Source organism: Acinetobacter sp. 1125_18A (assembly GCF_052824985.1).
In genome coordinates, this window is record NZ_VTDG01000003.1 from 345,821 (window position 1) to 366,373 (window position 20,553).

Here is a 20,553-nt window from a genome sequence, read left to right on the forward strand (position 1 = left end):
ATTTAAAAATCTTGTATTCGTACTTTCTCTTTCGCTATAGTACGTATGCAAACATTGTGAAAGTATAAGCGATCATGCTGTTGAATACAGAATTTAATCAAATTAAAACACTCTTGTCTGGTCTCATTTTGAGCTGTATCAGTACATCAGCTGTTTACGCCCTGCCTCTTGACTGTAAGCACCAAGATTCATCACTTTTAAAAAAGTTATGTGGTTCGCAGTATAGTGAACTGCGCGCTCAATTAAATGAGAGCTATCTCACTGCATATTTGGTCACAGATGCACCAATACGCTTAATCAATGATACGCATCGTTTGTGGCTCAACCGTTTAAGTCAATGTAAAAGCAACGATTGTTTCAAACAACAGTTCGATATTCGCCTAGAAGACTTAAATTTTTACACTTCAATGAATCAAAGTTTAACCCAACATTTCATCAAATATGAACATGGTAAAATTTCGAAGCAACCCGCCCATTTACAAATCCATCAACTGACTAAAGATCGGATTAAAGTTGAAGGCATCGCCTACCGAAATCCCAATAACCGTAAAGATAGTCAAATTGTCTCATTGTTGGCTTACACCACGCCTGAAAAAAAGAATGAAATTTTAGACAATGAACATGACTGTAAATATGTGCTTAATTTCCAAAAAGCAATTTTGTCTGTGACGACAACACAAAAAGGCTGTGAGCGCTTTACTGGAATCTACCGTTTATATGATTAAGATTTATCATTAAATTTGGCAAAATCATGAATATAAAACTAGCGTTAAGTGAAGAAAGATTAAAAATATTATCTGAATGTATGCAGAATTATGATGTGGGTGCTGATACAGATGAATGGCCTAACAATATCATTTCGCGCTTTACCAGCGTTTATAATGATGGGTCTATTTCAAAGCACAATATCCCATTGCAGCATGAAATTGATTCCGATGAATTAAAACTTTGTCAAAAATTGAGCGCTGAAATCACCAATATCATGGCAAATGTTGAAGTTGGCATGGGTTCAAACTCGGGTGATTATTTTCAAGATTTTTATATCATGCATTCACACAACTCAGCTAGCCAAAAAATTACGCCTCAACTGATTCAACAATACTTTGCCAATACTATTTTTCCTTTGGCGAACATTACGACTGAACCGCTTACAACCAATACACAGTGGTGGGAAGAAGTAGAACAAGATGGTGAAGAATCTCCAGCAGAATATTTTCAGCCTTGGCACAAGATGATAAATTGGTTTGCAGCACAACACGATTTTATCGACTGTGCATTTGTTCGGATTGGTGACTCAGCACTTTTAGAACAAATCGATTCTGATGATTACCCGAAAGGAACAATCATTACAGGTTGTGTCTTGCCTCGACTTGCATTGGGCTTAACCCAGAATAGCAGCTTGGTTGGAATCTTTGGATATGTTGTACACAGTTAAGATCTAACTAGCTTAATTAAAATATAAATAAAATAGGGAATAACAATGACTCAACTGTTAATTTTAGACCAAGTCTCACAACACCTTGATCAAACCTCTTTTGGTGGTCTTCCTGTTAAAACGATTGGCTTACAGGTTGAATGGCCTTGCTGCACAAATTGTGATGGTGCAATGCAATACCTTGGCAAAGTAAAAACTGATCTCGGTTTAGAATTGATCTTTATGTGTAGCCAAGATCCGGGGATGTGTGATGACTGGGATGCAGATGGTGGTGGTAATAAAGTTATTGTCATTACAGAGATTCATGCTCTTGAAAAATTCCAACCGTTAGAACCTGAAAATACCTTACGTGAAACGGAATATGGCGCCAAGATTTTCCAAGATTCGCAAGAAGAATATTCACAATCGCGTGAACTTTGGCAAGGACCCAAGAGAGAAATTTTAGGTCAGCTTTCTGGCTCAGCTGAGTGGCTGCAAAATGATGAAACACCTGAATGTGATTGCTGCCAAAAGCCTATGCGCTTTGTTGCTCAACTAGAGACTGGACCTGATCATAGAACTGAGATGAATTTTGGTGGAGGAGGTTCCGCCTACCTATTTGATTGCCCTCAGGGTAAAACTGCTAAATTTCTATGGCAATGCTAGCCTTTACCATGGATATACCTAATGGATAAAAAAGTCATTTCCAAACTATTACAACGTCAGTTTTATCCCATTTTAAAAGCACAGGGCTTTATAAAAAAAGGCGATGTATTTAAGCAGGTTGAGGGAGAAGTTATTCGAATCGTCGATATACAGCACTCCATTAAAAGACATTGTTTTCAAGTTAATCTCGGTATTCACCTCATCCCATTAGGTGAATATGTTATGCGATGTACAGGTAACGCTTTAGATATTGAAAAAATGCGTGATTATGATTGTGCATGGCGTAGTTCGATCCTGCCTTATTTGATCAATGATCATGACAACGACTGGTCATATACCTCAAATGAACAAGATGCTAACGAAATGGTGCAATTTCTGGTATCTGAGTGGAATCGTCAAAGCCAAAATTTCTTTAATCAATTAGCACATTGGCCTGAAGATTTTCTCAAGAAAGCGCATCAGGCCTGTATAAATCCCTTACATCCCGCACACATGTGTACCCTCTGCTATGTAGCTAGTGCTGCTGGTGATTTACAATTGGTCAAGAGGCTCGCTGAGATTGCAATTGATGCTGTTCCTGAACGAGCCACCTCATTAAAAGAACGATTAGCATCATTTATCCAAGATCCAAGTTTAGCGATTCCGCAAATTATCGATGAATGACGAAATGAAGCAGTCAAATGCGCTATTCACCAAATTGAAATATTTGTTATATTTTCTAACAACTTTCACGATCCGATTTAAAGTTTTACGCTTTATTTCCTGACTTAATTAACTTATAAATAACTATATATAAATAGTCTGATGACATATTTGTTGTAAATACCGAACACCAAACAATAGAGGATTAAAGGTGTTGCTATGGATTTGAACATGTATCTCACCAATAAATTTAAGAATTTTAATGAGTTTCTAGAAACGCATTGGCATGACTACCCCAATAAATACAAAGAAATCCAAACACTGCTGTTTTTTCAAGCCTATACCACTAAGCCACTTTCTGAGAAATTTGAAATTAATATTGATCAGGCCTTAAAGTACCCAACCTTAAGATATTATTTCCAACAGATTGAAAAATATATCCATATACCGCCCAAGCAACTGTTTCCTAACTCATTTCATCGCCCTTATGAACATATTTTAAATGAGTTTAAATATTTAAGTTTTTACCAAGAAGCTTTTGAATTTCACAAAAATTTAGAAAAAATTAGAAATACTTTTAATAAAATTTCCATTCCAATTGCCAGTCATGCTATTTACACAGAAATTTTACAATATCTCAATTTGAGCTTTGAATACCTTGCTGATCCAAACTTAGCCAACGAGTTAAAAATTAAATTAATTTACCAATGGCAAGATATTCATAATTTAGAAACTGTTGCCGCATATAAATCATTAGAAAAAATTAAGACCACACTCAATCATTATCGGCAGAATTCCTGTTCAGAGTACTATTTTAATTTAATTCAACTGGGTGAAAATCAACGGATTGAATTTAAAGAACGTACCACAGACCTATTAACCAACCGCAAATCAGATAAATGGGTCAAAGCGTGCTTTGCATTTATGAATACCCGCAATGGCTATGTCTTTATAGGTGTTGCTGATGATTTAACCATTGTAGGGATTGAAAATGAACTTGCGGAACACTTTAATAATTCACTCGACTTAATGAAGCGGAGTTTGATTGATAAACTGGCACACGAAAGTAACAAAATTTCAAATATTTATACCACACTAGAAGAAATACAGATTCAAGGAAAAACCATATTGGTCTTTAAATGTAATAAATCGGACCGTCCGTTGTATTACAAAGGCGAATTGTTCATGCGCACCAATGGACAAACAACACGTGTTCCACCTGAACTGATTGAAAGTTTTCGTGTAGAATTTTATTGTTAGCATTCAATAGTTAAAATCTCAGCCTAGAAGAATCAAAAATATGGATTATCCTCAGTTTAAATATCATCCCAACGCATACAAACTTGATCTGTTTGAAAAAGAAGATGGTATTTGTTCAATTTGCAATCAACAACGTGATTTAAAGTACGTATGTTCTTTCTATAGCATAGATGAACCCGATTATATCTGTCCGTGGTGTATTGCCAATGGTGCAGCAGCGCAAAAATACGATGGAGAATACAATGACTATTGTGGCATTGAAGGTATTTCTTCAAACCCAAATGTTCCATCCGAAAAAATCAACCCTGAGTTTTTAGATGAAATCTGCTTAAAAACGCCAAGTTATCATAGTTGGCAACAAGAAGTTTGGCTGGTGCATTGCAATGAACCATGTCAGTTTATCGCTTATGCGGATAGTGAAATGCTTAAACCAATTTGGGATGAGATCAAAGCCGATATCGAAGAAAATGGTTATCCAGTAGAGCTTATCCAAGATCACCTCAGTATCGACGGTGATTTAACAGGCTATCTGTTTCAATGCATTCATTGCCAACAACATCGCTTACATATAGATTGTAGTTAAATACATAATCAAACCTTATAAGTTAAACCTTATAGCTTTGGCTAAGTAACTGGCTTAAATGCTGTTTAATGCCCTGCCATTCATCTTTGATTATGCTGTATATAACAGTATCGCGAACAGTTCCATCTTTTCGTAGCGCATCTTGACGTAGCACACCATCATAATGCGCACCAAGACGCTCAATGGCACTTTGACTTTTAATATTGCGAATATCCGTCCTTAATACAACCGAGTTGGCTTGTAGTTTTTCAAATGCGTACTCAAGTAATAACAACTTACAACTGGTATTGATATGACTGCGTTGTGCTGATTGTGCATACCATGTATAGCCAATCTCAACACGGCGTACCTCCCAAATAAAATCGCGAAAACTGGTGGTTCCTACAATACGACCATTCCGCTGATTTAAAACAACAAAAGGTACGCGTATTCCTAAAGATTTTTGTTCAAGTGCCTTGGTAATATAAGCCTTGATCTGAGAATAATGTGGAACCGATGTATAATCTAATTCCCACAAGCGGCCATCTTTACATACCTCAACTAAAGCATTTTCATGTTCTATTTGTAGTGGTAAAAGCTGCACTTGATGGGTTTGTAATGATGTATAAAGCGTTGAAAAGATATCTTGATTCATAGCAATTACACCAATGTAAAGAATGCTCCTCCATTGTCCGCTATGTTTTTGAAAGTTTTATGATCAAAATATGAAATCACCATGACGATCTTTCAAATGATTTCAAAGGCATTTGCATGCCCTTGAATCGAATATAATTCAACAAAAATAGTTATTTTTTATAGTGTGCCAGCATGTCTTGTAAATGTGCTTTTACATTGTTCCACTCACCTTGCGCAATACTGTACAACACCGTATCTCGAATCGTACCATCTTTACGCATTTGATCACCCCGAATAATGCCATCTTTTTTAGCACCTAAACGTTCAATGGCTTTTTGGCTTTTAAAATTAAATTGATCAGTCCGCAACGCCACGGTATTGGCCTGAAGTTGTTCAAAAGCGAACCCTAATAGCAATAGTTTACAGCTTGTATTGACATGGGTCCGTTGTGCCGATTGTGCATACCATGTATAGCCAATTTCAAAACGTTTTACGTTTAATAAAATATCGTGATAACTGGTCGTTCCCAAGACTTTCCCTGAGCTTTCCTCTATGACAACAAAGGGATAACGGCTGCCCTGTGCTTTTTGGATTAATGCTTTTTCAATATAATTTTTAACTTCTGTGTAATGTGGTGTAGAGGTAATTCGTAAATTCCACAATTCACCATCACGACACGCTTCAGCGAGTCCTTGCTCGTGTTCAAAAGACAGTGGTACTAAGCGAATATTATTTAGTTGTAAATCTAAATGAATAAATAATTGTTCAAATGCATCCATCTCATATCCACCAAGTTAATCTATAAATTTACCGTTTGATGTCATTGTAAAGTGATCAGCATCAATATATATCACACTTTAATTTTACATCTGATAATGGTTTTATATTCTGAATAAAAGCACTCCCAAATGATGAACTGCTTAAATCGTTTCTAGAAACGAAAACATCATCAAGAAGAATCTCTGCCTGAGCTTGATAAAAGCATCCATGTTTTAACGGAACACTGGGGAATTTTAATAATTTAACGTATTTTTTTGACTCATCATCAACTAAAAAACGTGTATGACCTAAATATGTTCCTTGAGTATCTTGATCTAAAAATTGAATTTTTAAATTATTCTCACCATAATCTGCATCATAACCATATAAAGATTCAACAACTAAAGGAGATATTGCTTTATAGGTATAAGTCGTGATGGAAGGATTATCACGATCTCCTTTTTCTTGTTCAGTCTTCACCAATGTTAAATTTGCTGCAAAAACATCTATCATGATAAATGTACCCAGTATTATGAATAGTATTCTTATCATTTTAATCTTTCATTCTCTTAAATCATTATATTGCCAAGGCTAAACATACCACTCCAGCCAAACCTAAAACCAGTCCTAGAGCGGTAATCACTTTAAGCTTTTCTTTAAAAATTAACAGCCCTGCAATGACCCCAAATAACACCACAAGGATATTCATCCCTGCAAAAACGATGGCTGGAGAATCTTTTAATAAAATATGCGCTTTGACATATAAAGCAATATTGGCAAAATTTAAAATCCCCAAAGCCAAACCAGCAATACAGTTCTGAAGCTTCCACTGAGTTTTTCGAATCAGTAAATAAGCGACAGATAATAGGAATGAACAGATAAACATCAAGGTTAATGTAACTGGAAACTGTAAGCCCAGACTGGTTGTATATTTCAATAAAACATCAACCAAAGCATAACCTACCCAAACACTGAGTAAATAAAGGATCCCTTTCTGATTGAGGGATGAATTTGATGGACTCGACTGGGAAAGCACAATACATAAAACTGCCACGATACCCAAACCGATACCAAGCATTTTTAATTGATTAAATTGTTCTTGGAATAAAAAATATGCAGCCAATAATGATAAAACTACAGATAATCGCTGTGCAATTTCAGTTTTTAAAATTCCTGCACTATGTAATGATTTAGCTAGACATAAAAAAATACTGGGTAATACAACACCTAAACCAAGAATCAACCACCACGGTGTATTTGAGATTGAAATATGGGCCAAATCAGGCTTAAACCAAATATAGCTCAATACACTGGCGATTGCGTAATTCCAAGCAATCATTTGCAATGCATCAAAACCTTTTTGTTTGGTCCATTTTAAAAGCATTGAAACCAGTACACTACAAAGTGCTGCTGAAAATATGAGTTCCATAATTTACTTCTTATCTTACCAACCATTGCAAAATTTATGCGGAACCAAGTCCCTATGATTCAAGAAAAAGCCCACTAGCGTGAGTGGGCTTTTAGGTAATCAACAACCATCAAAGATTATTTATAACGATCAACCATTTTTTCTAAAGAAATTGGGCGAATCTTATCTGCATTACCCGCAGTACCAAATGCTGTATAACGGTCTACACAGATTTGTTTCATTGCTTCAACAGTTTCACCGAAGAATTTACGTGGGTCAAATTCACTTGGTTTTTCAGCCATCATACGGCGCATTGCACCTGTAGATGCTAAACGTAAATCTGTATCGATGTTGATTTTACGTACACCATGCTTGATTGCTTCAACCAACTGCTCAACTGGAACACCATAAGTTTCTTTGATGTCACCACCATATTGGTTAATGATCGCCAACCATTCTTGTGGTACCGAGCTTGAACCATGCATAACAAGATGAGTATTTGGAAGTGCCGCATGAATTTCTTTAATACGGTCAATTGCCAAGATATCGCCTGTAGGTGGACGAGTAAACTTGTACGCACCATGAGAAGTACCGACTGCAATTGCTAAAGCATCAACATTGGTATCTGCAACGAATTGACGAGCTTCTTCAACAGAAGTGAGAAGTTGAGAATGATCAAGTACACCTTCTGCACCAACACCATCTTCTTCACCAGCCAAGCCTGTTTCAAGGCTACCCAAACAGCCAATTTCGCCTTCTACAGAAACACCACATGCATGTGCCATTTCAACAGTACGACGTGTTACATCAACGTTATATTCATAAGACGTTGGTGTTTTACCGTCTGCACCTAAAGAACCATCCATCATTACAGATGAAAATCCAAGCTGGATCGAACGTTGACAAACATCTGGGCTTGTACCGTGATCTTGATGCATTACCACTGGAATATGTGGCCATTCTTCAATTGCAGCTAAAATTAAATGACGTAAAAATGGAGCACCTGCATATTTTCGTGCACCAGCCGAAGCTTGCACAATTACAGGTGAATTTGTTGCGTCAGCGGCTAACATAATTGCGCGCATTTGTTCTAAGTTGTTCACATTAAACGCTGGAACGCCGTAACTATGTTCACCGGCATGATCCAAGAGTTGGCGCAATGAGATAAGAGCCATAATATCCTCCCAAGTAATGCCCCATATTCTACATGTTGCTTTATTTCAATTCAGCAACAATATTGACTATTTCATAAAAAATCCCCGCGTTTGCGAGGACTTTTAACAAATAACAACATTTAGAAAGATTATTGAGCTTTAGGTGCTTCTTCTTCAGTCGCTGGTGTAGCCGCATCCGCTGGAGCGTTTGCTTTTTCAGCTGGAACATCTGTATTTTTTTCATCCAAAACAGGTTGATCAAGTGCATCAATCACTGCTTGTTGTTCTGCAGATGTATTTGCTGATTCTGCTGAAACAGCTTCAGAAGAAGATGTTTGTTCTGAGGCTGGTGCTTTTTCTTGTTTAGAACATGCAGTAAATGCCAAAGGAGCAATAAGAAGTGCTGCAAGTGTAAATTTAAATTTCATCACATTTCCCAGTGTTGGTGATTGGATTTGATCTATTTTATTGCAGTTATATTTCATTTTTATTACTTTACAATGAATCTCTCAGATAAAAAAAGCTGACACGAGGTCAGCCTTTCATATAAACGTCATAATTAAAATAATTTTTCAATTAAGCACGTTCAAGCAATACCGCTACAGCAGGAAGTGTTTTGCCTTCGACAAATTCAAGGAATGCACCACCACCAGTTGAAATATAACCAATTTTGTCTGCAACTTGGTATTTATCAATTGCCGCTAAAGTATCACCACCACCTGCAATAGAGAATCCTTCAGATTCCGCAATCGCTAAAGAAAGTGTTTTTGTACCTTCGCCAAATTGATCCACTTCAAACACGCCAACTGGACCATTCCAAAGGATCGTTTTAGACGTTTTTAAGATTTCAGCAAAAGCTTTCGCAGTTTCAGGACCGACATCCAAAATCATGTCATTGTCTGCAACATCTTCAACTTTTTTTACAGTTGCTTTAGCATTTGCCAATGAACCTAAGAAATCTGCAAAATCGATTGCAGAGGCATCTGCCACAACCACATCGGTTGGAAGTGGAACTGATACTTTTGCCGCAATCGCTTTCGCTGTGTCAATCAAATCATGTTCACACAATGATTTACCGACATTGAAGCCAGCTGCGGCTAAGAATGTATTGGCAATACCACCACCAACAATCAATTGATCACAAATATCAGAAAGCGAAGTTAAAACATCAAGTTTAGTAGAAACTTTAGAACCAGCAACAATTGCAACCATTGGTTTTTCAGGTGTTTGCAACGCACGACCTAAAGCATCTAATTCAGCTGCAAGCAAAGGGCCCGCTGCTGCAACTTTTGCTAAGCGTGCTACGCCTTCAGTTGATGCTTCTGCACGATGCGCTGTACCAAATGCGTCCATCACAAATACATCACAAAGCGCTGCATATTTTGCTGAAAGTTCAGCATTATTTTTCTTTTCACCCACATTGAAACGGCAGTTTTCAAGTAATACCACTTGCCCTGCTGCAACTTCAACACCATCTAAATAATCTGTAAATAATTTAACGTCTTGACCAAGCGCCTCAGTTAAATAAGCAGCTACAGGAGCTAATGATTGTTCCGCTTTTGGCTCACCTTCAACGGGACGACCAAGATGAGAATACACCATGACCGCAGCACCTTTCTCAAGTGCCAATTTAATTGTCGGTAATGCAGCACGTAAACGTGCATCACTTGTAATCACACCATTTTTAACAGGTACGTTTAAGTCTTCACGAATAAGTACACGCTTGCCTGCTAAATCGAGGTCAGTCATACGCTGAAAATTCATGTATAGCTCTCTTATAGATATTAAAAATCGCGTAGATTCTAAATGATTACACAAAAAAAGGTTAGATACTTTTGTAGAAAAGCTGTAGAAAAGTTGAGATTTGATTATTATAGGGCGAACTTTTAAATTCTATACGCTTATGTCTTTTCATCCCGATCCTAAAATCAATGGTTTAAATGTCTTAGGTGAACCTTTAGCAAGTTGTTGTTTTTCTCCAATCACAGGTTATTTTCGTAATGGTTTCTGCCATACAGCAACAACCGACCTCGGTCAGCACACTGTATGCGCTGAAATGACTTCAGAATTTTTAAATTTTTCACAAAAAGTGGGAAATGACCTAATTACACCGCTGCCAGAACACGGCTTTCCGGGACTACAACCTGGTGATTTTTGGTGTTTATGTGTGACGCGTTGGGTTGAGGCCTATCAAAACGACATGGCACCTCGCGTAAAACTGCAAGCCTGTCATCAAGCTGTTTTGGCGTATGTTCCCTTAGATCTCTTGATGGAATATGCAGTATAACTAGGCATGAATTATTCAAAGATGAATCACCCTGAAATTATTTTGGCTTCATCGAGCCAAACCCGTAAAGATTTAATGAATCGTTTACGCTTAGACTATCATTGTATCTCTCCTGAAATCGATGAATCACCACAGGGTGAGTCTCATGCCGATGATTTGGCTAAACGCTTGGCTTTTGAAAAAGCCCGAATCATTGCTCAAGAACATCCAAATGCAATTGTGATTGGGTCAGATCAAGTGGCTTGGCGTGAACATGCACCACAAGATTTTATTGGTAAACCTCTATCTGTAGAAAAAGCCATTCAACAGCTACAAGCCAATTCAGGCAAAAATGTCTTTTTTAGTACTGCCTTAAGTGTGCAACATTTGGCTTCTGGTTTTGAACAAACCTTGGTTGAGCATTATCATGTGAAATTTCGTGACTTAACTTTGGCTGAAATTGAGCGTTACATCGAAATTGATCAGCCTCTGCATTGTGCGGGTAGCTTTAAGTGTGAAAGTCTTGGTATTGGTTTATTTGAGCAAATGATTGGGCAAGACCAAACCACTTTGATGGGTATGCCAATGATTCAGTTATGTGGAATTTTAAGGAAGTTGGGAATCCTGCTACCTTAATTTCCACATTGTATAATAAGCTCGATCTTATTATAAATTTCCATAATTACCTGGACTTTGTGTTATTTGCTCATGCATTAAAAAAGGATGAAGACTTTTTGAGTTAATCCCATAAATCCTGATAATGCGTTGCAAATAATATAAGCCCTTCTTTAATCTTAGCTTTAGATTCTGTTTGATAATCCCCAATCAAGACCAACTCAAAAGCAAGAATCACCTTGTTTAAATACTCTAACCAAATTTGATTTAATTGAACCTCACTAAAATCATTCACTTGCGCTTCACTCACCACCCAAGTTGGAATAGACATATTTTTGCCCTTGATAATCAATTGTCAATACGAACACAATACTGAAAGTGTTTTGTCTGCAATTTCTTTTTTGGGATCAGAATAATACGAAATAGGAACAAATCCATATCCCTCAATCCAATTAAAAAATGCTTTCTTTTAAATCTAGGCAAATCTCGGATATATTATGAGATATTTTTTAAAATCATGACTTTTACAACTCCTTTAATTTTCAAAAAAGCATGGCTGTTTTTATATAAATATATTTTGAATAAATTTACAAATACTTGCACCACCTGTCATCTCATAAGACAATAGCTACATTATAGATTCAAATTTGCTTAGGCTATTTTCATGTCCCTACCTTTAGATGTTCTTGGCGGAATTACTGCTGAACAATTCCTCTCAGAATACTGGCAAAAAAAACCTTTATTGGTTCGTAATGCTTTACCTGAAATTGCCAATATCCTTGTTCCAGATGACGTTATGGAGCTTGCTCTGGATGAAAACATCACAGCACGCCTGATTAAGCAAAAAGACAAAGATCCAAATCAATGGTCAGTAAAATCATCACCACTCATCAAAGGTGATTTTCAAAAAATGCCAAAACTTTGGACCTTATTGATTCAAGCTGTAGATCACTATTCATTTGATTTAGCAGAGCTTTGGAAGAAATTTCCTTTTATTCCACAGTGGCGTCGTGATGACATTATGGTCTCTTATGCTGCTAAAGGTGGTTCTGTAGGTCAGCATTTTGACTTTTATGATGTATTTCTTGTACAAGGCTATGGACATCGTCGTTGGCAACTTGGACAAATGTGTGATGCTGAATCTGAATTTGTTGAAGGGCAGCCGTTAAAGCTACTTCCAGAAATGGAGATCAATTTTGATGAAGTTTTAGCGCCAGGCGATTTACTTTATGTCCCACCAGGATTGTCACATTATGGTGTAGCGGAAGACGATTGCCTAACCTACTCCTTTGGTTTCCGTATGCCTAATATTGCCGACATGATGGATCGTGTCAGCGATAAATTTGTCGAAAACCAACAACTACGTAATCCGCTTCTCGACATCTTACGGAATAAACAAAACCCGATTGGGCAAGTGACACAAGCTGAACTTGATTATTTAAAAACTGAATTGTTGGCAAAATTAAATAATTCTAAAGTGTTAGAAGATGCCATTATGAGTCTAATGGCTGAAGCAAAGTACCCTGAAAATATTCCAGATGCTGAAGCGATTGGCACTGGAGATTTAGAAGAAGTTCTTGACCAAGGCTATTTACTACAAATTGAGCCAGCCTCTCGATTAATTTATCTTCAACAGAATCATGAATTATTATTCTGGGCAAATGGTGAATCGATCTGTATTTCTGAACAATTTGCACCCCATTTAAAGCAGATTGCAGATGGACAAAGTGTCAAACTCAATCATGAATTGTCTGATGATGAAATATTAGAGGACATTGCTGGATTATTAAATGAATCTATCTTGATGCTTGTTCCCACTGACGAATAAAATTCGCAATCTAACTCTAACAATGTAACACTTAAATAAAGCCTGAAAATTCAGGCTTTATTTCTATCAATTTACTTTCAGCATAACTTTAAGAAATAACTCGCTCATCCTTGCTTAAGCTGATATTTGAGTGAGCTTGAGGACTTAACCGAAGCATTGAGTTTAAGTCACTTCAGTTCTGCTAAAGTATAAATTTTCATAGGTATTAGAAAAGTAAACACTTCATTCCACTAGAGATAAAGACTTTGCTGTGACTTTATTGTCCTTTTATCAGACTATTTTTTCTCATAGTTTTCGATAAACTCCGAAATCTATTGTCAATATTTTTTGTCGTTCAAGTTTTTCAAAAAAGTCTAAAGTACTACTAAAGGGATTAACGAAGTATTTTGTTAAGTGATTGAATTCAACTGTTGTCTTGAGAAAATTATAAAAGAAATATGGGTCAAGATTGCCAATACTTTCTTTGTTTCCAAGCGAAACTTCAAGAATTTGTCCTGTTATTAAATTCTCAAACATACAATGCTCTCCATGCACAAAAAAAGACCAATCTTCCGATAGCGTTTTTTGTCCATTTAAAAAATCAGCATCTTGTATTTCGTAATAGTGTCCTGCATTAATTTTTTCTTTTTCAGGTTGGTCTGTTTCTGTAATTAATTTATCAATAAGCACTTCAGCAATGGCTTTATAGTTGTCCATTGCTGTTAATAATTCCTGTTCTACATCAGAAGTAAGGTCGATCATATAATTACTGTCAAAATTTCAAAGCTAAATAATTAAAACTTATCAAATAAAGCCTGAAAATTCAGGCTTTATTTCTATCAATTTATTTTCAGCATAATTTTAAGAAATAATTCCCTCATCCTTGCTTAAGCTGATATTTGAGTGAGCTTGAGAATTTAACTGATGCTTTAATGTCTCGTTTTCCTGCTTTAGATTTTTAATTTTAAAAAACTGGAAGAATAGCCCGATATAAGCAATAACAACGATCACAGAAACATAAATGGCTAAAAAACTGATACTTGGGTTTAACAATTTTGTCAGAAACTCTTCAAACATTTTCGATTCCTTTTTGTTTTCATCACATATTGAATAAATATTTCAGTTAAATTAACTCAAATTGTTTAGAAAATAAATCATTCAATTATTAATCTAGAACCATTCTCAAGTCTAACAAATCATTACTTGAGCTTTTTCATCAATTTGGGCAATTTAGCGCTATATAAAGAATGAGATATTTACTTCATGGCAAGTCCTGCTCAAGCAATTCGACATCAACTTCTCAATACTTTTTTCTCTCGTTATTCTGTTTGGTTCCTTTGTATATTTGTATCTTTATATTTGACTTGGATTATTTTCTTTAACGAAGGTCATTATATTTATTACTTTTTTTCAGATACTGTACTGAATTTAGCTTGGATTATTTCATCCATACTGGCCGCAATTGGCTTTGCCGATATCATCCAAACACAACATTCTATTTTAAGAAATTACCCTTTAATGGGACATTTTCGATTTTTCTTTGAAGATATACGTCCTGAAATTCGTCAATATTTCATTGAATCTGATGATGATGCCTTACCTTTTTCACGTGCACAAAGAAGTTTAGTTTACCAACGTGCTAAAAATGAAAATGCAGATAAGCCTTTTGGTTCAATTATTGATGTCTATCAAGATGACTATCGTTTTTTAACCCATTCGATGACACCCAAAACACCTGCTGATTTTAATACATTTAGAATTAGTATTGGTAATGATCAGTGCTCACAACCTTATAGCGCTTCGATCATGAATATCTCAGCAATGAGTTTTGGTAGTTTGAGTGCAAATGCCATTCTTGCTTTAAATACTGGTGCAAAAAAAGGCAACTTTTATCATGACACAGGTGAAGGTAGCTTAAGTCCTTATCACCTTGAACCGGGTGGTGATATTGTTTGGGAAATTGCCAGTGGCTATTTTGGTTGCCGTACTTTAGATGGTAAGTTTGATCCTGAAAAATTTAAGCAACAAGCGGCTTTGCCTCAGATCAAAATGATCGAAATCAAACTATCACAAGGGGCAAAACCAGGGCACGGCGGTATTCTTCCCAAAGATAAAATCACCAAAGAAATTGCCGAAATACGCGGTGTTTCTATGGACGTGGATTGTATTTCCCCAGCGACACATTCTGCTTTTAGCACTCCTATTGAAATGATGCATTTTATTCAGCAATTACGTGTGCTATCCAACGGCAAACCGGTTGGTTTTAAATTGTGTATCGGACAACCTTGGCAATTTATGAGCATTGTAAAAGCCATGCGACTGACCAAAATCACTCCAGATTTTATCGTGGTTGATGGTTCAGAGGGCGGTACAGGTGCTGCCCCTATTGAACTGATTGATCATATGGGTACGCCTTTACGTGAAGGCCTGCTTTTTGTAAACAATACCTTAATTGGCGCAGGTTTACGTTCTCAAATCAAGATTGGCGCAAGTGGTAAAATTATCAGTGCCTTTGATATCGCCAGTACTATGGCTATGGGTGCTGACTGGGTCAATTCTGCACGTGGCTTTATGTTTGCGGTGGGTTGCATCCAAGCACAAAGTTGTCATACCAACCAATGTCCTGTTGGCGTTGCAACGCAGAACAAAGAGCGTCAAAAAGCACTTGATGTACCATCTAAAGCAGACCGTGTGTTTAGTTTCCAAAAAAACACCTTAAAAGCGCTTGCGGAAATGATTGCTGCAGCTGGCTTACAACATCCTGCTGAGATTAAAGCACATCATTTGGCACAACGAATCAATGACCGTGAAATCAAAAACTATGCTCAATTGCACTTTTGGATGAAAGATGGTGAATTGCTCAGTTGTGAAAATAAAGATGAAGAAAATTTCTATTTTAGAATGTGGAACTTAGCAACTGCTGAACATTTCTAATTATTTGCAAACGAAATTTCATTAAGGAGATCAACATGATCTCCTTTTTTATATCTAGCATTTAAATAGTTAAAAGAAGCCTAATCTTCTGTTTTTGATTCTTACGCATTTTTTAAGTTTATATTGGCTTTTATTTTTACTCAAACACCATTTTAATCTAAACAATATTTAAGCAAGATAGCTTAAAACACATCAAGAATATTTGCGGATGAAATTTCTAAAACACATAACCGCCACCACTATCCTTACAACGTCATTACATTGTTATGCAACTGTGGGTGGTAGACAAACAATAGAAGTATTGGGTTATGAAGCAAAACAACAAAAACTTTATCTGTTACGACACTATGAAGATGAGCGTGGGCGCTTGCCACAGTTATACTATTATCAACTCAACAGTAAAACACCTGACAAGTTGATTGAAGTACAATCGTTATATATCAATCCCAAAACACATAAAATTGACTATGATCAAGATGCTATCCAGTTTGAAAAAGACCTAAATAAAATTAAAAAGCGTTTAACACCGTTACTTATAGGAAATGCCAATACAGCAAAAATTCAAGTGGTGCAAAGTCAAACTCATTACGTCCCTGCTTGGCATGATCAATCCCAAAAGATTCCTCAATATAAAACCATATACAAAGTTACAACAGCTTCTTTAAAAAGCAAAAACCAACAAGCTATACAGTATGCTAAAACAATAAAAATCACTCAGAACTATGTCGTGCCAAATCAGAATAAGCGGCTGATTGTGGTTAAATATTTCGGCATTCCAGAAGAAACAGGCTATGATGTTGAAGATACTGTTTTGCTCTTACCAATACAATAATGAGGATAAATCGTGTTAAAAATAATCACATCGACGCTCTTATTCAGTTTTAGTTCTCTCGCTTTTGCAAAAAGTTATAGCAATATTTCACTTGAAGTCCTCGGCTATGATTCAGATAAAAAAGCGGTTTTAATTCTTGAAAATTCAGCAAGCTATGACATTCCAAGAGTTTATCGCTATTCACTGAGTGAAAAACGCTATGATCTGCTCAAATACGATGAAAATTTTACAGGTATTACAGATCAACAAAGCTTTCAGCAAAAACTTTCAAGCATAAAGACTCAGCTCAAACCGCTTAAAAAAATCGCGCTTCAAGACTTTAACGTTAATCTACTCGAACAAAGACCTTCTGATACTGAAAGCTCTGACTCATTTAAAACAATTTATGGCTCGATATTTACAATATCCAGTCCGCAATATCAAAGTCTTCAACAGAATTTAACCAGTTACAGTCCAGAAATTAAACTTAAACAGGCTTTTGAACTGCCAAAACATAAAGGTGCACTGATTACTTTTGAATCACTCAGCTTACCTTTTGATGAAGGATATAGCCGTGAAGAAGCTGTTGTTTTATTTCCTACCGGTCAACTTCCCCAATAAATAAAGCCTCTTAGGAGGCTTTATTTTTACTGCTTTTATCAATCTTGATCAATGCATTACGCCGCTGAGCGCTCAGTGATCGGTACAACTTTACGGAGCTCTGGACCAGTATAATCTGCGCTTGGACGAATAATACGATTGTCAGCACGTTGTTCCATTACATGCGCTGCCCAACCCGTAACACGAGACATCACAAAGATTGGTGTGAATAATTTTGTTGCAATATCCATGAAATGATATGCAGATGCATGGAAGAAATCGGCATTACAGAACAATTTCTTCTCACGCCACATCACTTCTTCGCAACGTACTGATACTGGGTAAAGCACTGTATCACCAACATCTTTTGCTAAACGCTCAGCCCAAATTTTGATGATGCCATTACGCGGGTCATTGTCTTTATAGATCGCATGACCAAAGCCCATGATCTTTTCTTTACGTTCCAGTTTACCCAGCATTTCACGTTCGGCTTGTTCTGGAGATGTCCAGTTTTCAATCATTTCCATCGCAGCTTCATTTGCGCCACCATGCAAAGGACCACGCAGTGAACCAATTGCGCCAGTAATACACGAGTGCATATCAGACAATGTTGAAGCACATACACGTGCAGTAAATGTTGAAGCGTTAAACTCATGCTCAGCATAAAGAATTAATGAAACATTCATCACTTGTTCATGTAATTCATTTGGCTTTTCACCACGCAGTAAATGCAAGAATTGTGCACCGATTGAATCGTCATCAGTATTTTCTTCAATACGTACACCATCATGACTAAAACGGTACCAATAACAAATGATCGCTGGCAAAGTTGCAAGAATACGATCTGCCACATCTTGCTGTTGATCAAATGATTTTTCAGTTTCCAGATTACCTAACATTGAAACCCCTGTACGCATCACGTCCATTGGATGTGAATCAGCAGGAATACGCTCCAATACTTCTTTTAAAGCTTGTGGTAATTGGCGAAGTGATTTTAATTTGGCTTTATATGTCGCCAACTGTTCTGCTGTAGGCAATTCACCAAAGAAAATAAGATAAGCGACTTCTTCAAATTGGCAATTTTCTGCAAGGTCTTGCACATCATAACCACGATAAGTTAAGCCTGCGCCACTCTTACCTACTGTAGAAAGTGCTGTTTTACCTGCAACTTGACCACGCAATCCTGCGCCTGTAAGTACTTTTCCTTCAGCCATTTTATTATTTCTCCTGGGTGAACAGTTTATCTAGAGTGTTTTCGAAAGTATGATAATCAAGGAATTCGTAAAGTTCTTTTCGTTGTTGCATGCTATCCAGTACATTAACTTGTGTACCATTTTCACGAATTGAACGGAAAACTTCGAGAGCTGCTTTTTGCATTGCACGTGTTGCAGACAATGGATATAGCACCATGCTGATTCCCTGTTCAGCTAACTCTTGGGTGGTGTAATAAGGTGTATCACCAAACTCTGTAATATTTGCAAGAACAGGAACACCTACTGCATCACAGACTGTTTTATACATGGTAATGTCCGTCATTGCTTCAGCAAAGATCGCATCTGCGCCAGCTTCGACACATGCACAGGCACGATCAATCACGGCTTGCAAACCTTCTTTTTGCAATGCATCTGTACGTGCCATCACAACAAAGTTCGAATCTGTTTTTGCATCAACTGCTGCTTTAATGCGATCAACCATTTCTTGTTGAGAAACAATTTCTTTATTTGGACGATGACCACAACGTTTTTGTGCAACTTGATCCTCAATATGGACAGCTGCCGCACCCGCACTAATCATTTGTTTAATTGTCCGTGCAATATTAAATGCACCACCCCAACCTGTATCGATATCAACAAGTAATGGTGTATCTACACGTTCTGTAATACGACGAACATCTTCCAATACGTTGTCTAAGCTGGTCATCCCTAAATCAGGTAAACCATAAGAATAGTTTGCCACACCAGCACCTGAAAGATAGATGGCTTTATAACCCACCTGTTTCGCCATCATCGCTGCATAAGCGTTGACTGTACCAATGATTTGTAATGGTTTTTCCACTTCTAGAGCTTGTCTAAATCTTAAGCCTGCAGACGTCTGTTGTGTCATATTCCCTTCCACAGTGGTCACTTGTTTATTGAGTTTTGAGTATAGCCATAATTTATATTTCGCATATGACCATTTAGGTATATTACTCTAAAACTTTAGTCAAAGAAAAATGAATTTTGATTCATTTTTTCATTTTTATGCACTTTTTTTAATCATTTTTTCCAATAGCACGTTTGCTAAGAAATTTATTGACATCTTTGATATAATAGTGACAACCCATTTTTCCTCAGTAATTTATGAACGAAGATTTAGCACAAGTTGAAGCTACAGGATGTGATTTTCCACAAACTAAACGTGGGCATGAACGTCGCTTGGCATTACTGATTAGTGCAAACGATCTTTTTTTAGAGCACGGTTATGATGCGGTATCTTTAGATGACATCGTGAATCATGCAGGCGGATCAAAAGCCTCGATTTACAAATATTTTGGTAGTAAAGAAGGTCTATTTACAGCGATCTGTGACTATCGTCGTGATTTATTCTTTAAAGATATCTGCATTCCATTTAACCCCGCGTTGAATGAGCTCAGAGCATATTTGATCAATACCTTGATTAACTTTTATAAGCATATGATCATTCCTGAAAATATTGCTTTTATACGTTTGGTCTTAGAACGTTCACAAAAAGACCCACAATTGGCCGTCTATATTCATGAAAAAGGACCAAAGCAAGTACAACACTCTATTGCATGTGCCTTGGAACGTTGTGTAGAAAATCAAATATTAACCTGTGCAAATCCTTTATTTTCAGCACAATTTTATTTTGGAATTCTTAGAAATTTGGAATGGCGAATTTTAATGGGGATTGAAATCAAAGAATCTGATCAAGAAATATTCAATTGCGTAAGTTATTGTGTAGATCGCTTCTTAGAGGGCCATCAAAAGGTCTAATTTTTTTGCGTTTTCATATTCATATA

25 protein-coding genes are annotated in these 20,553 nt (G+C 36.7%); 13 read left to right on the plus strand and 12 right to left on the minus strand.

The genetic code is table 11. From position 1 onward, the window contains the following. Positions 1-74 precede the first annotated feature (74 nt). From FY049_RS07195 to FY049_RS07220, 6 genes are all read left to right on the plus strand, one after another. Positions 75-725: an A1S_1983 family putative colistin resistance protein gene (locus FY049_RS07195; protein ID WP_446083430.1), complete on the plus strand. Its 651-nt coding sequence runs from the start codon at positions 75-77 to the stop codon at positions 723-725. A gap of 26 nt (positions 726-751) precedes the next feature. Beyond that, positions 752-1,435: a hypothetical protein gene (locus FY049_RS07200; RefSeq protein WP_446083431.1), complete on the plus strand. Its 684-nt coding sequence runs from the start codon at positions 752-754 to the stop codon at positions 1,433-1,435. A gap of 45 nt (positions 1,436-1,480) precedes the next feature. Continuing rightward, positions 1,481-2,080 (plus strand): hypothetical protein, encoded by a 600-nt coding sequence (locus FY049_RS07205; RefSeq protein ID WP_224965442.1) that lies wholly within the window; start codon positions 1,481-1,483, stop codon positions 2,078-2,080. Positions 2,081-2,101: 21 nt separating this feature from the next. Continuing rightward, the gene (locus FY049_RS07210) at positions 2,102-2,743 is read left to right on the plus strand and encodes a DUF4304 domain-containing protein (RefSeq protein WP_446083432.1); all 642 of its coding nucleotides are present in this window, start codon (positions 2,102-2,104) and stop codon (positions 2,741-2,743) included. Positions 2,744-2,941: 198 nt separating this feature from the next. Then, the gene (locus tag FY049_RS07215; protein ID WP_096734050.1) at positions 2,942-3,982 is read left to right on the plus strand and encodes an AlbA family DNA-binding domain-containing protein; all 1,041 of its coding nucleotides are present in this window, start codon (positions 2,942-2,944) and stop codon (positions 3,980-3,982) included. Positions 3,983-4,022: 40 nt separating this feature from the next. Further along, positions 4,023-4,565, plus strand: a complete 543-nt coding sequence (locus FY049_RS07220) for a CbrC family protein (RefSeq protein ID WP_446083433.1) — start codon at positions 4,023-4,025, stop codon at positions 4,563-4,565. 22 nt (positions 4,566-4,587) lie between these two features. On the opposite strand, the gene FY049_RS07225 is transcribed toward FY049_RS07220, so the two are convergent. From FY049_RS07225 to FY049_RS07255, 7 genes are all read right to left on the minus strand, one after another. Then, positions 4,588-5,199, minus strand: a complete 612-nt coding sequence (locus FY049_RS07225) for a GNAT family N-acetyltransferase (RefSeq protein ID WP_434277350.1) — start codon at positions 5,197-5,199, stop codon at positions 4,588-4,590. A gap of 151 nt (positions 5,200-5,350) precedes the next feature. Beyond that, positions 5,351-5,959, minus strand: coding sequence for a GNAT family N-acetyltransferase (locus tag FY049_RS07230; protein ID WP_262780083.1), 609 nt, complete (start codon positions 5,957-5,959; stop codon positions 5,351-5,353). Positions 5,960-6,020: 61 nt separating this feature from the next. Then, positions 6,021-6,452: a hypothetical protein gene (locus tag FY049_RS07235; protein WP_056510977.1), complete on the minus strand. Its 432-nt coding sequence runs from the start codon at positions 6,450-6,452 to the stop codon at positions 6,021-6,023. A 64-nt stretch (positions 6,453-6,516) separates the two neighbouring features. After that, positions 6,517-7,368, minus strand: coding sequence for an EamA family transporter (locus FY049_RS07240; RefSeq protein WP_446083434.1), 852 nt, complete (start codon positions 7,366-7,368; stop codon positions 6,517-6,519). Between the two features lie 116 nt (positions 7,369-7,484). Continuing rightward, positions 7,485-8,522, minus strand: a complete 1,038-nt coding sequence (gene fba, locus FY049_RS07245; protein WP_004720677.1) for a class II fructose-bisphosphate aldolase — start codon at positions 8,520-8,522, stop codon at positions 7,485-7,487. Between the two features lie 128 nt (positions 8,523-8,650). After that, complete coding sequence (locus tag FY049_RS07250) at positions 8,651-8,929, minus strand: hypothetical protein (RefSeq protein WP_056511874.1); 279 nt, start codon at positions 8,927-8,929, stop codon at positions 8,651-8,653. Between the two features lie 148 nt (positions 8,930-9,077). After that, a complete protein-coding gene (locus FY049_RS07255) occupies positions 9,078-10,265 on the minus strand; it encodes a phosphoglycerate kinase (RefSeq protein ID WP_004720679.1) in 1,188 nt (395 codons plus the stop codon). Between the two features lie 139 nt (positions 10,266-10,404). Here FY049_RS07255 and FY049_RS07260 point away from each other — a divergent pair, with 139 nt between their 5' ends. Both FY049_RS07260 and FY049_RS07265 read left to right on the plus strand, forming a co-directional pair. Beyond that, the gene (locus FY049_RS07260) at positions 10,405-10,788 is read left to right on the plus strand and encodes a DUF2237 family protein (RefSeq protein WP_004720680.1); all 384 of its coding nucleotides are present in this window, start codon (positions 10,405-10,407) and stop codon (positions 10,786-10,788) included. A gap of 21 nt (positions 10,789-10,809) precedes the next feature. Beyond that, positions 10,810-11,403, plus strand: coding sequence for a Maf family protein (locus tag FY049_RS07265; protein ID WP_224965519.1), 594 nt, complete (start codon positions 10,810-10,812; stop codon positions 11,401-11,403). A 103-nt stretch (positions 11,404-11,506) separates the two neighbouring features. Here FY049_RS07265 and FY049_RS07270 read toward each other — a convergent pair whose 3' ends face one another. Then, positions 11,507-11,713: a hypothetical protein gene (locus FY049_RS07270; RefSeq protein WP_224965436.1), complete on the minus strand. Its 207-nt coding sequence runs from the start codon at positions 11,711-11,713 to the stop codon at positions 11,507-11,509. A gap of 333 nt (positions 11,714-12,046) precedes the next feature. Here FY049_RS07270 and FY049_RS07275 point away from each other — a divergent pair, with 333 nt between their 5' ends. Next, a complete protein-coding gene (locus FY049_RS07275) occupies positions 12,047-13,210 on the plus strand; it encodes a ribosomal protein uL16 3-hydroxylase (protein ID WP_446083435.1) in 1,164 nt (387 codons plus the stop codon). A 285-nt stretch (positions 13,211-13,495) separates the two neighbouring features. Here FY049_RS07275 and FY049_RS07280 read toward each other — a convergent pair whose 3' ends face one another. Both FY049_RS07280 and FY049_RS07285 read right to left on the minus strand, forming a co-directional pair. Beyond that, a complete protein-coding gene (locus tag FY049_RS07280; protein ID WP_004821343.1) occupies positions 13,496-13,951 on the minus strand; it encodes a DUF6896 domain-containing protein in 456 nt (151 codons plus the stop codon). 99 nt (positions 13,952-14,050) lie between these two features. Then, on the minus strand, positions 14,051-14,266 hold the full coding sequence (locus tag FY049_RS07285) for a hypothetical protein (RefSeq protein ID WP_262085992.1): 216 nt from the start codon (positions 14,264-14,266) through the stop codon (positions 14,051-14,053). 186 nt (positions 14,267-14,452) lie between these two features. Here FY049_RS07285 and FY049_RS07290 point away from each other — a divergent pair, with 186 nt between their 5' ends. From FY049_RS07290 to FY049_RS07300, 3 genes are all read left to right on the plus strand, one after another. Next, positions 14,453-16,123 (plus strand): FMN-binding glutamate synthase family protein, encoded by a 1,671-nt coding sequence (locus FY049_RS07290; RefSeq protein ID WP_446083436.1) that lies wholly within the window; start codon positions 14,453-14,455, stop codon positions 16,121-16,123. 208 nt (positions 16,124-16,331) lie between these two features. Next, the gene (locus tag FY049_RS07295; RefSeq protein ID WP_056510949.1) at positions 16,332-16,955 is read left to right on the plus strand and encodes a hypothetical protein; all 624 of its coding nucleotides are present in this window, start codon (positions 16,332-16,334) and stop codon (positions 16,953-16,955) included. 12 nt (positions 16,956-16,967) lie between these two features. Beyond that, positions 16,968-17,555, plus strand: coding sequence for a hypothetical protein (locus FY049_RS07300; protein ID WP_056510946.1), 588 nt, complete (start codon positions 16,968-16,970; stop codon positions 17,553-17,555). A gap of 56 nt (positions 17,556-17,611) precedes the next feature. Here the strand turns inward: FY049_RS07300 and prpC are convergent, their stop codons facing one another. Then, positions 17,612-18,748, minus strand: a complete 1,137-nt coding sequence (gene prpC / locus FY049_RS07305) for a bifunctional 2-methylcitrate synthase/citrate synthase (RefSeq protein ID WP_004821331.1) — start codon at positions 18,746-18,748, stop codon at positions 17,612-17,614. Between the two features lie 4 nt (positions 18,749-18,752). Beyond that, positions 18,753-19,637 carry a methylisocitrate lyase gene (gene prpB / locus FY049_RS07310; RefSeq protein ID WP_004720700.1) on the minus strand — a complete coding sequence of 295 codons (885 nt, stop codon included), beginning with the start codon at positions 19,635-19,637 and terminating at the stop codon, positions 18,753-18,755. A 236-nt stretch (positions 19,638-19,873) separates the two neighbouring features. Here prpB and FY049_RS07315 point away from each other — a divergent pair, with 236 nt between their 5' ends. Further along, a complete protein-coding gene (locus FY049_RS07315; protein WP_004720703.1) occupies positions 19,874-20,527 on the plus strand; it encodes a TetR/AcrR family transcriptional regulator in 654 nt (217 codons plus the stop codon). The last annotated feature ends 26 nt before the right edge of the window (positions 20,528-20,553 follow it).

What these genes read in the sequence shown, in the direction of transcription:
- FY049_RS07195 (WP_446083430.1), top strand. Translation starts at nt 75, where the DNA reads ATGCTGTTGAATACAGAATTTAATCAAATTAAAACACTCTTGTCTGGT.
- FY049_RS07200 (WP_446083431.1), top strand. Translation starts at nt 752, where the DNA reads ATGAATATAAAACTAGCGTTAAGTGAAGAAAGATTAAAAATATTATCT.
- FY049_RS07205 (WP_224965442.1), top strand. Translation starts at nt 1,481, where the DNA reads ATGACTCAACTGTTAATTTTAGACCAAGTCTCACAACACCTTGATCAA.
- FY049_RS07210 (WP_446083432.1), top strand. Translation starts at nt 2,102, where the DNA reads ATGGATAAAAAAGTCATTTCCAAACTATTACAACGTCAGTTTTATCCC.
- FY049_RS07215 (WP_096734050.1), top strand. Translation starts at nt 2,942, where the DNA reads ATGGATTTGAACATGTATCTCACCAATAAATTTAAGAATTTTAATGAG.
- FY049_RS07220 (WP_446083433.1), top strand. Translation starts at nt 4,023, where the DNA reads ATGGATTATCCTCAGTTTAAATATCATCCCAACGCATACAAACTTGAT.
- FY049_RS07225 (WP_434277350.1), bottom strand. Translation starts at nt 5,199, where the DNA reads ATGAATCAAGATATCTTTTCAACGCTTTATACATCATTACAAACCCAT.
- FY049_RS07230 (WP_262780083.1), bottom strand. Translation starts at nt 5,959, where the DNA reads ATGGATGCATTTGAACAATTATTTATTCATTTAGATTTACAACTAAAT.
- FY049_RS07235 (WP_056510977.1), bottom strand. Translation starts at nt 6,452, where the DNA reads ATGATAGATGTTTTTGCAGCAAATTTAACATTGGTGAAGACTGAACAA.
- FY049_RS07240 (WP_446083434.1), bottom strand. Translation starts at nt 7,368, where the DNA reads ATGGAACTCATATTTTCAGCAGCACTTTGTAGTGTACTGGTTTCAATG.
- fba (WP_004720677.1), bottom strand. Translation starts at nt 8,522, where the DNA reads ATGGCTCTTATCTCATTGCGCCAACTCTTGGATCATGCCGGTGAACAT.
- FY049_RS07250 (WP_056511874.1), bottom strand. Translation starts at nt 8,929, where the DNA reads ATGAAATTTAAATTTACACTTGCAGCACTTCTTATTGCTCCTTTGGCA.
- FY049_RS07255 (WP_004720679.1), bottom strand. Translation starts at nt 10,265, where the DNA reads ATGAATTTTCAGCGTATGACTGACCTCGATTTAGCAGGCAAGCGTGTA.
- FY049_RS07260 (WP_004720680.1), top strand. Translation starts at nt 10,405, where the DNA reads ATGTCTTTTCATCCCGATCCTAAAATCAATGGTTTAAATGTCTTAGGT.
- FY049_RS07265 (WP_224965519.1), top strand. Translation starts at nt 10,810, where the DNA reads ATGAATCACCCTGAAATTATTTTGGCTTCATCGAGCCAAACCCGTAAA.
- FY049_RS07270 (WP_224965436.1), bottom strand. Translation starts at nt 11,713, where the DNA reads ATGTCTATTCCAACTTGGGTGGTGAGTGAAGCGCAAGTGAATGATTTT.
- FY049_RS07275 (WP_446083435.1), top strand. Translation starts at nt 12,047, where the DNA reads ATGTCCCTACCTTTAGATGTTCTTGGCGGAATTACTGCTGAACAATTC.
- FY049_RS07280 (WP_004821343.1), bottom strand. Translation starts at nt 13,951, where the DNA reads ATGATCGACCTTACTTCTGATGTAGAACAGGAATTATTAACAGCAATG.
- FY049_RS07285 (WP_262085992.1), bottom strand. Translation starts at nt 14,266, where the DNA reads ATGTTTGAAGAGTTTCTGACAAAATTGTTAAACCCAAGTATCAGTTTT.
- FY049_RS07290 (WP_446083436.1), top strand. Translation starts at nt 14,453, where the DNA reads ATGGCAAGTCCTGCTCAAGCAATTCGACATCAACTTCTCAATACTTTT.
- FY049_RS07295 (WP_056510949.1), top strand. Translation starts at nt 16,332, where the DNA reads ATGAAATTTCTAAAACACATAACCGCCACCACTATCCTTACAACGTCA.
- prpC (WP_004821331.1), bottom strand. Translation starts at nt 18,748, where the DNA reads ATGGCTGAAGGAAAAGTACTTACAGGCGCAGGATTGCGTGGTCAAGTT.
- prpB (WP_004720700.1), bottom strand. Translation starts at nt 19,637, where the DNA reads ATGACACAACAGACGTCTGCAGGCTTAAGATTTAGACAAGCTCTAGAA.
- FY049_RS07315 (WP_004720703.1), top strand. Translation starts at nt 19,874, where the DNA reads ATGAACGAAGATTTAGCACAAGTTGAAGCTACAGGATGTGATTTTCCA.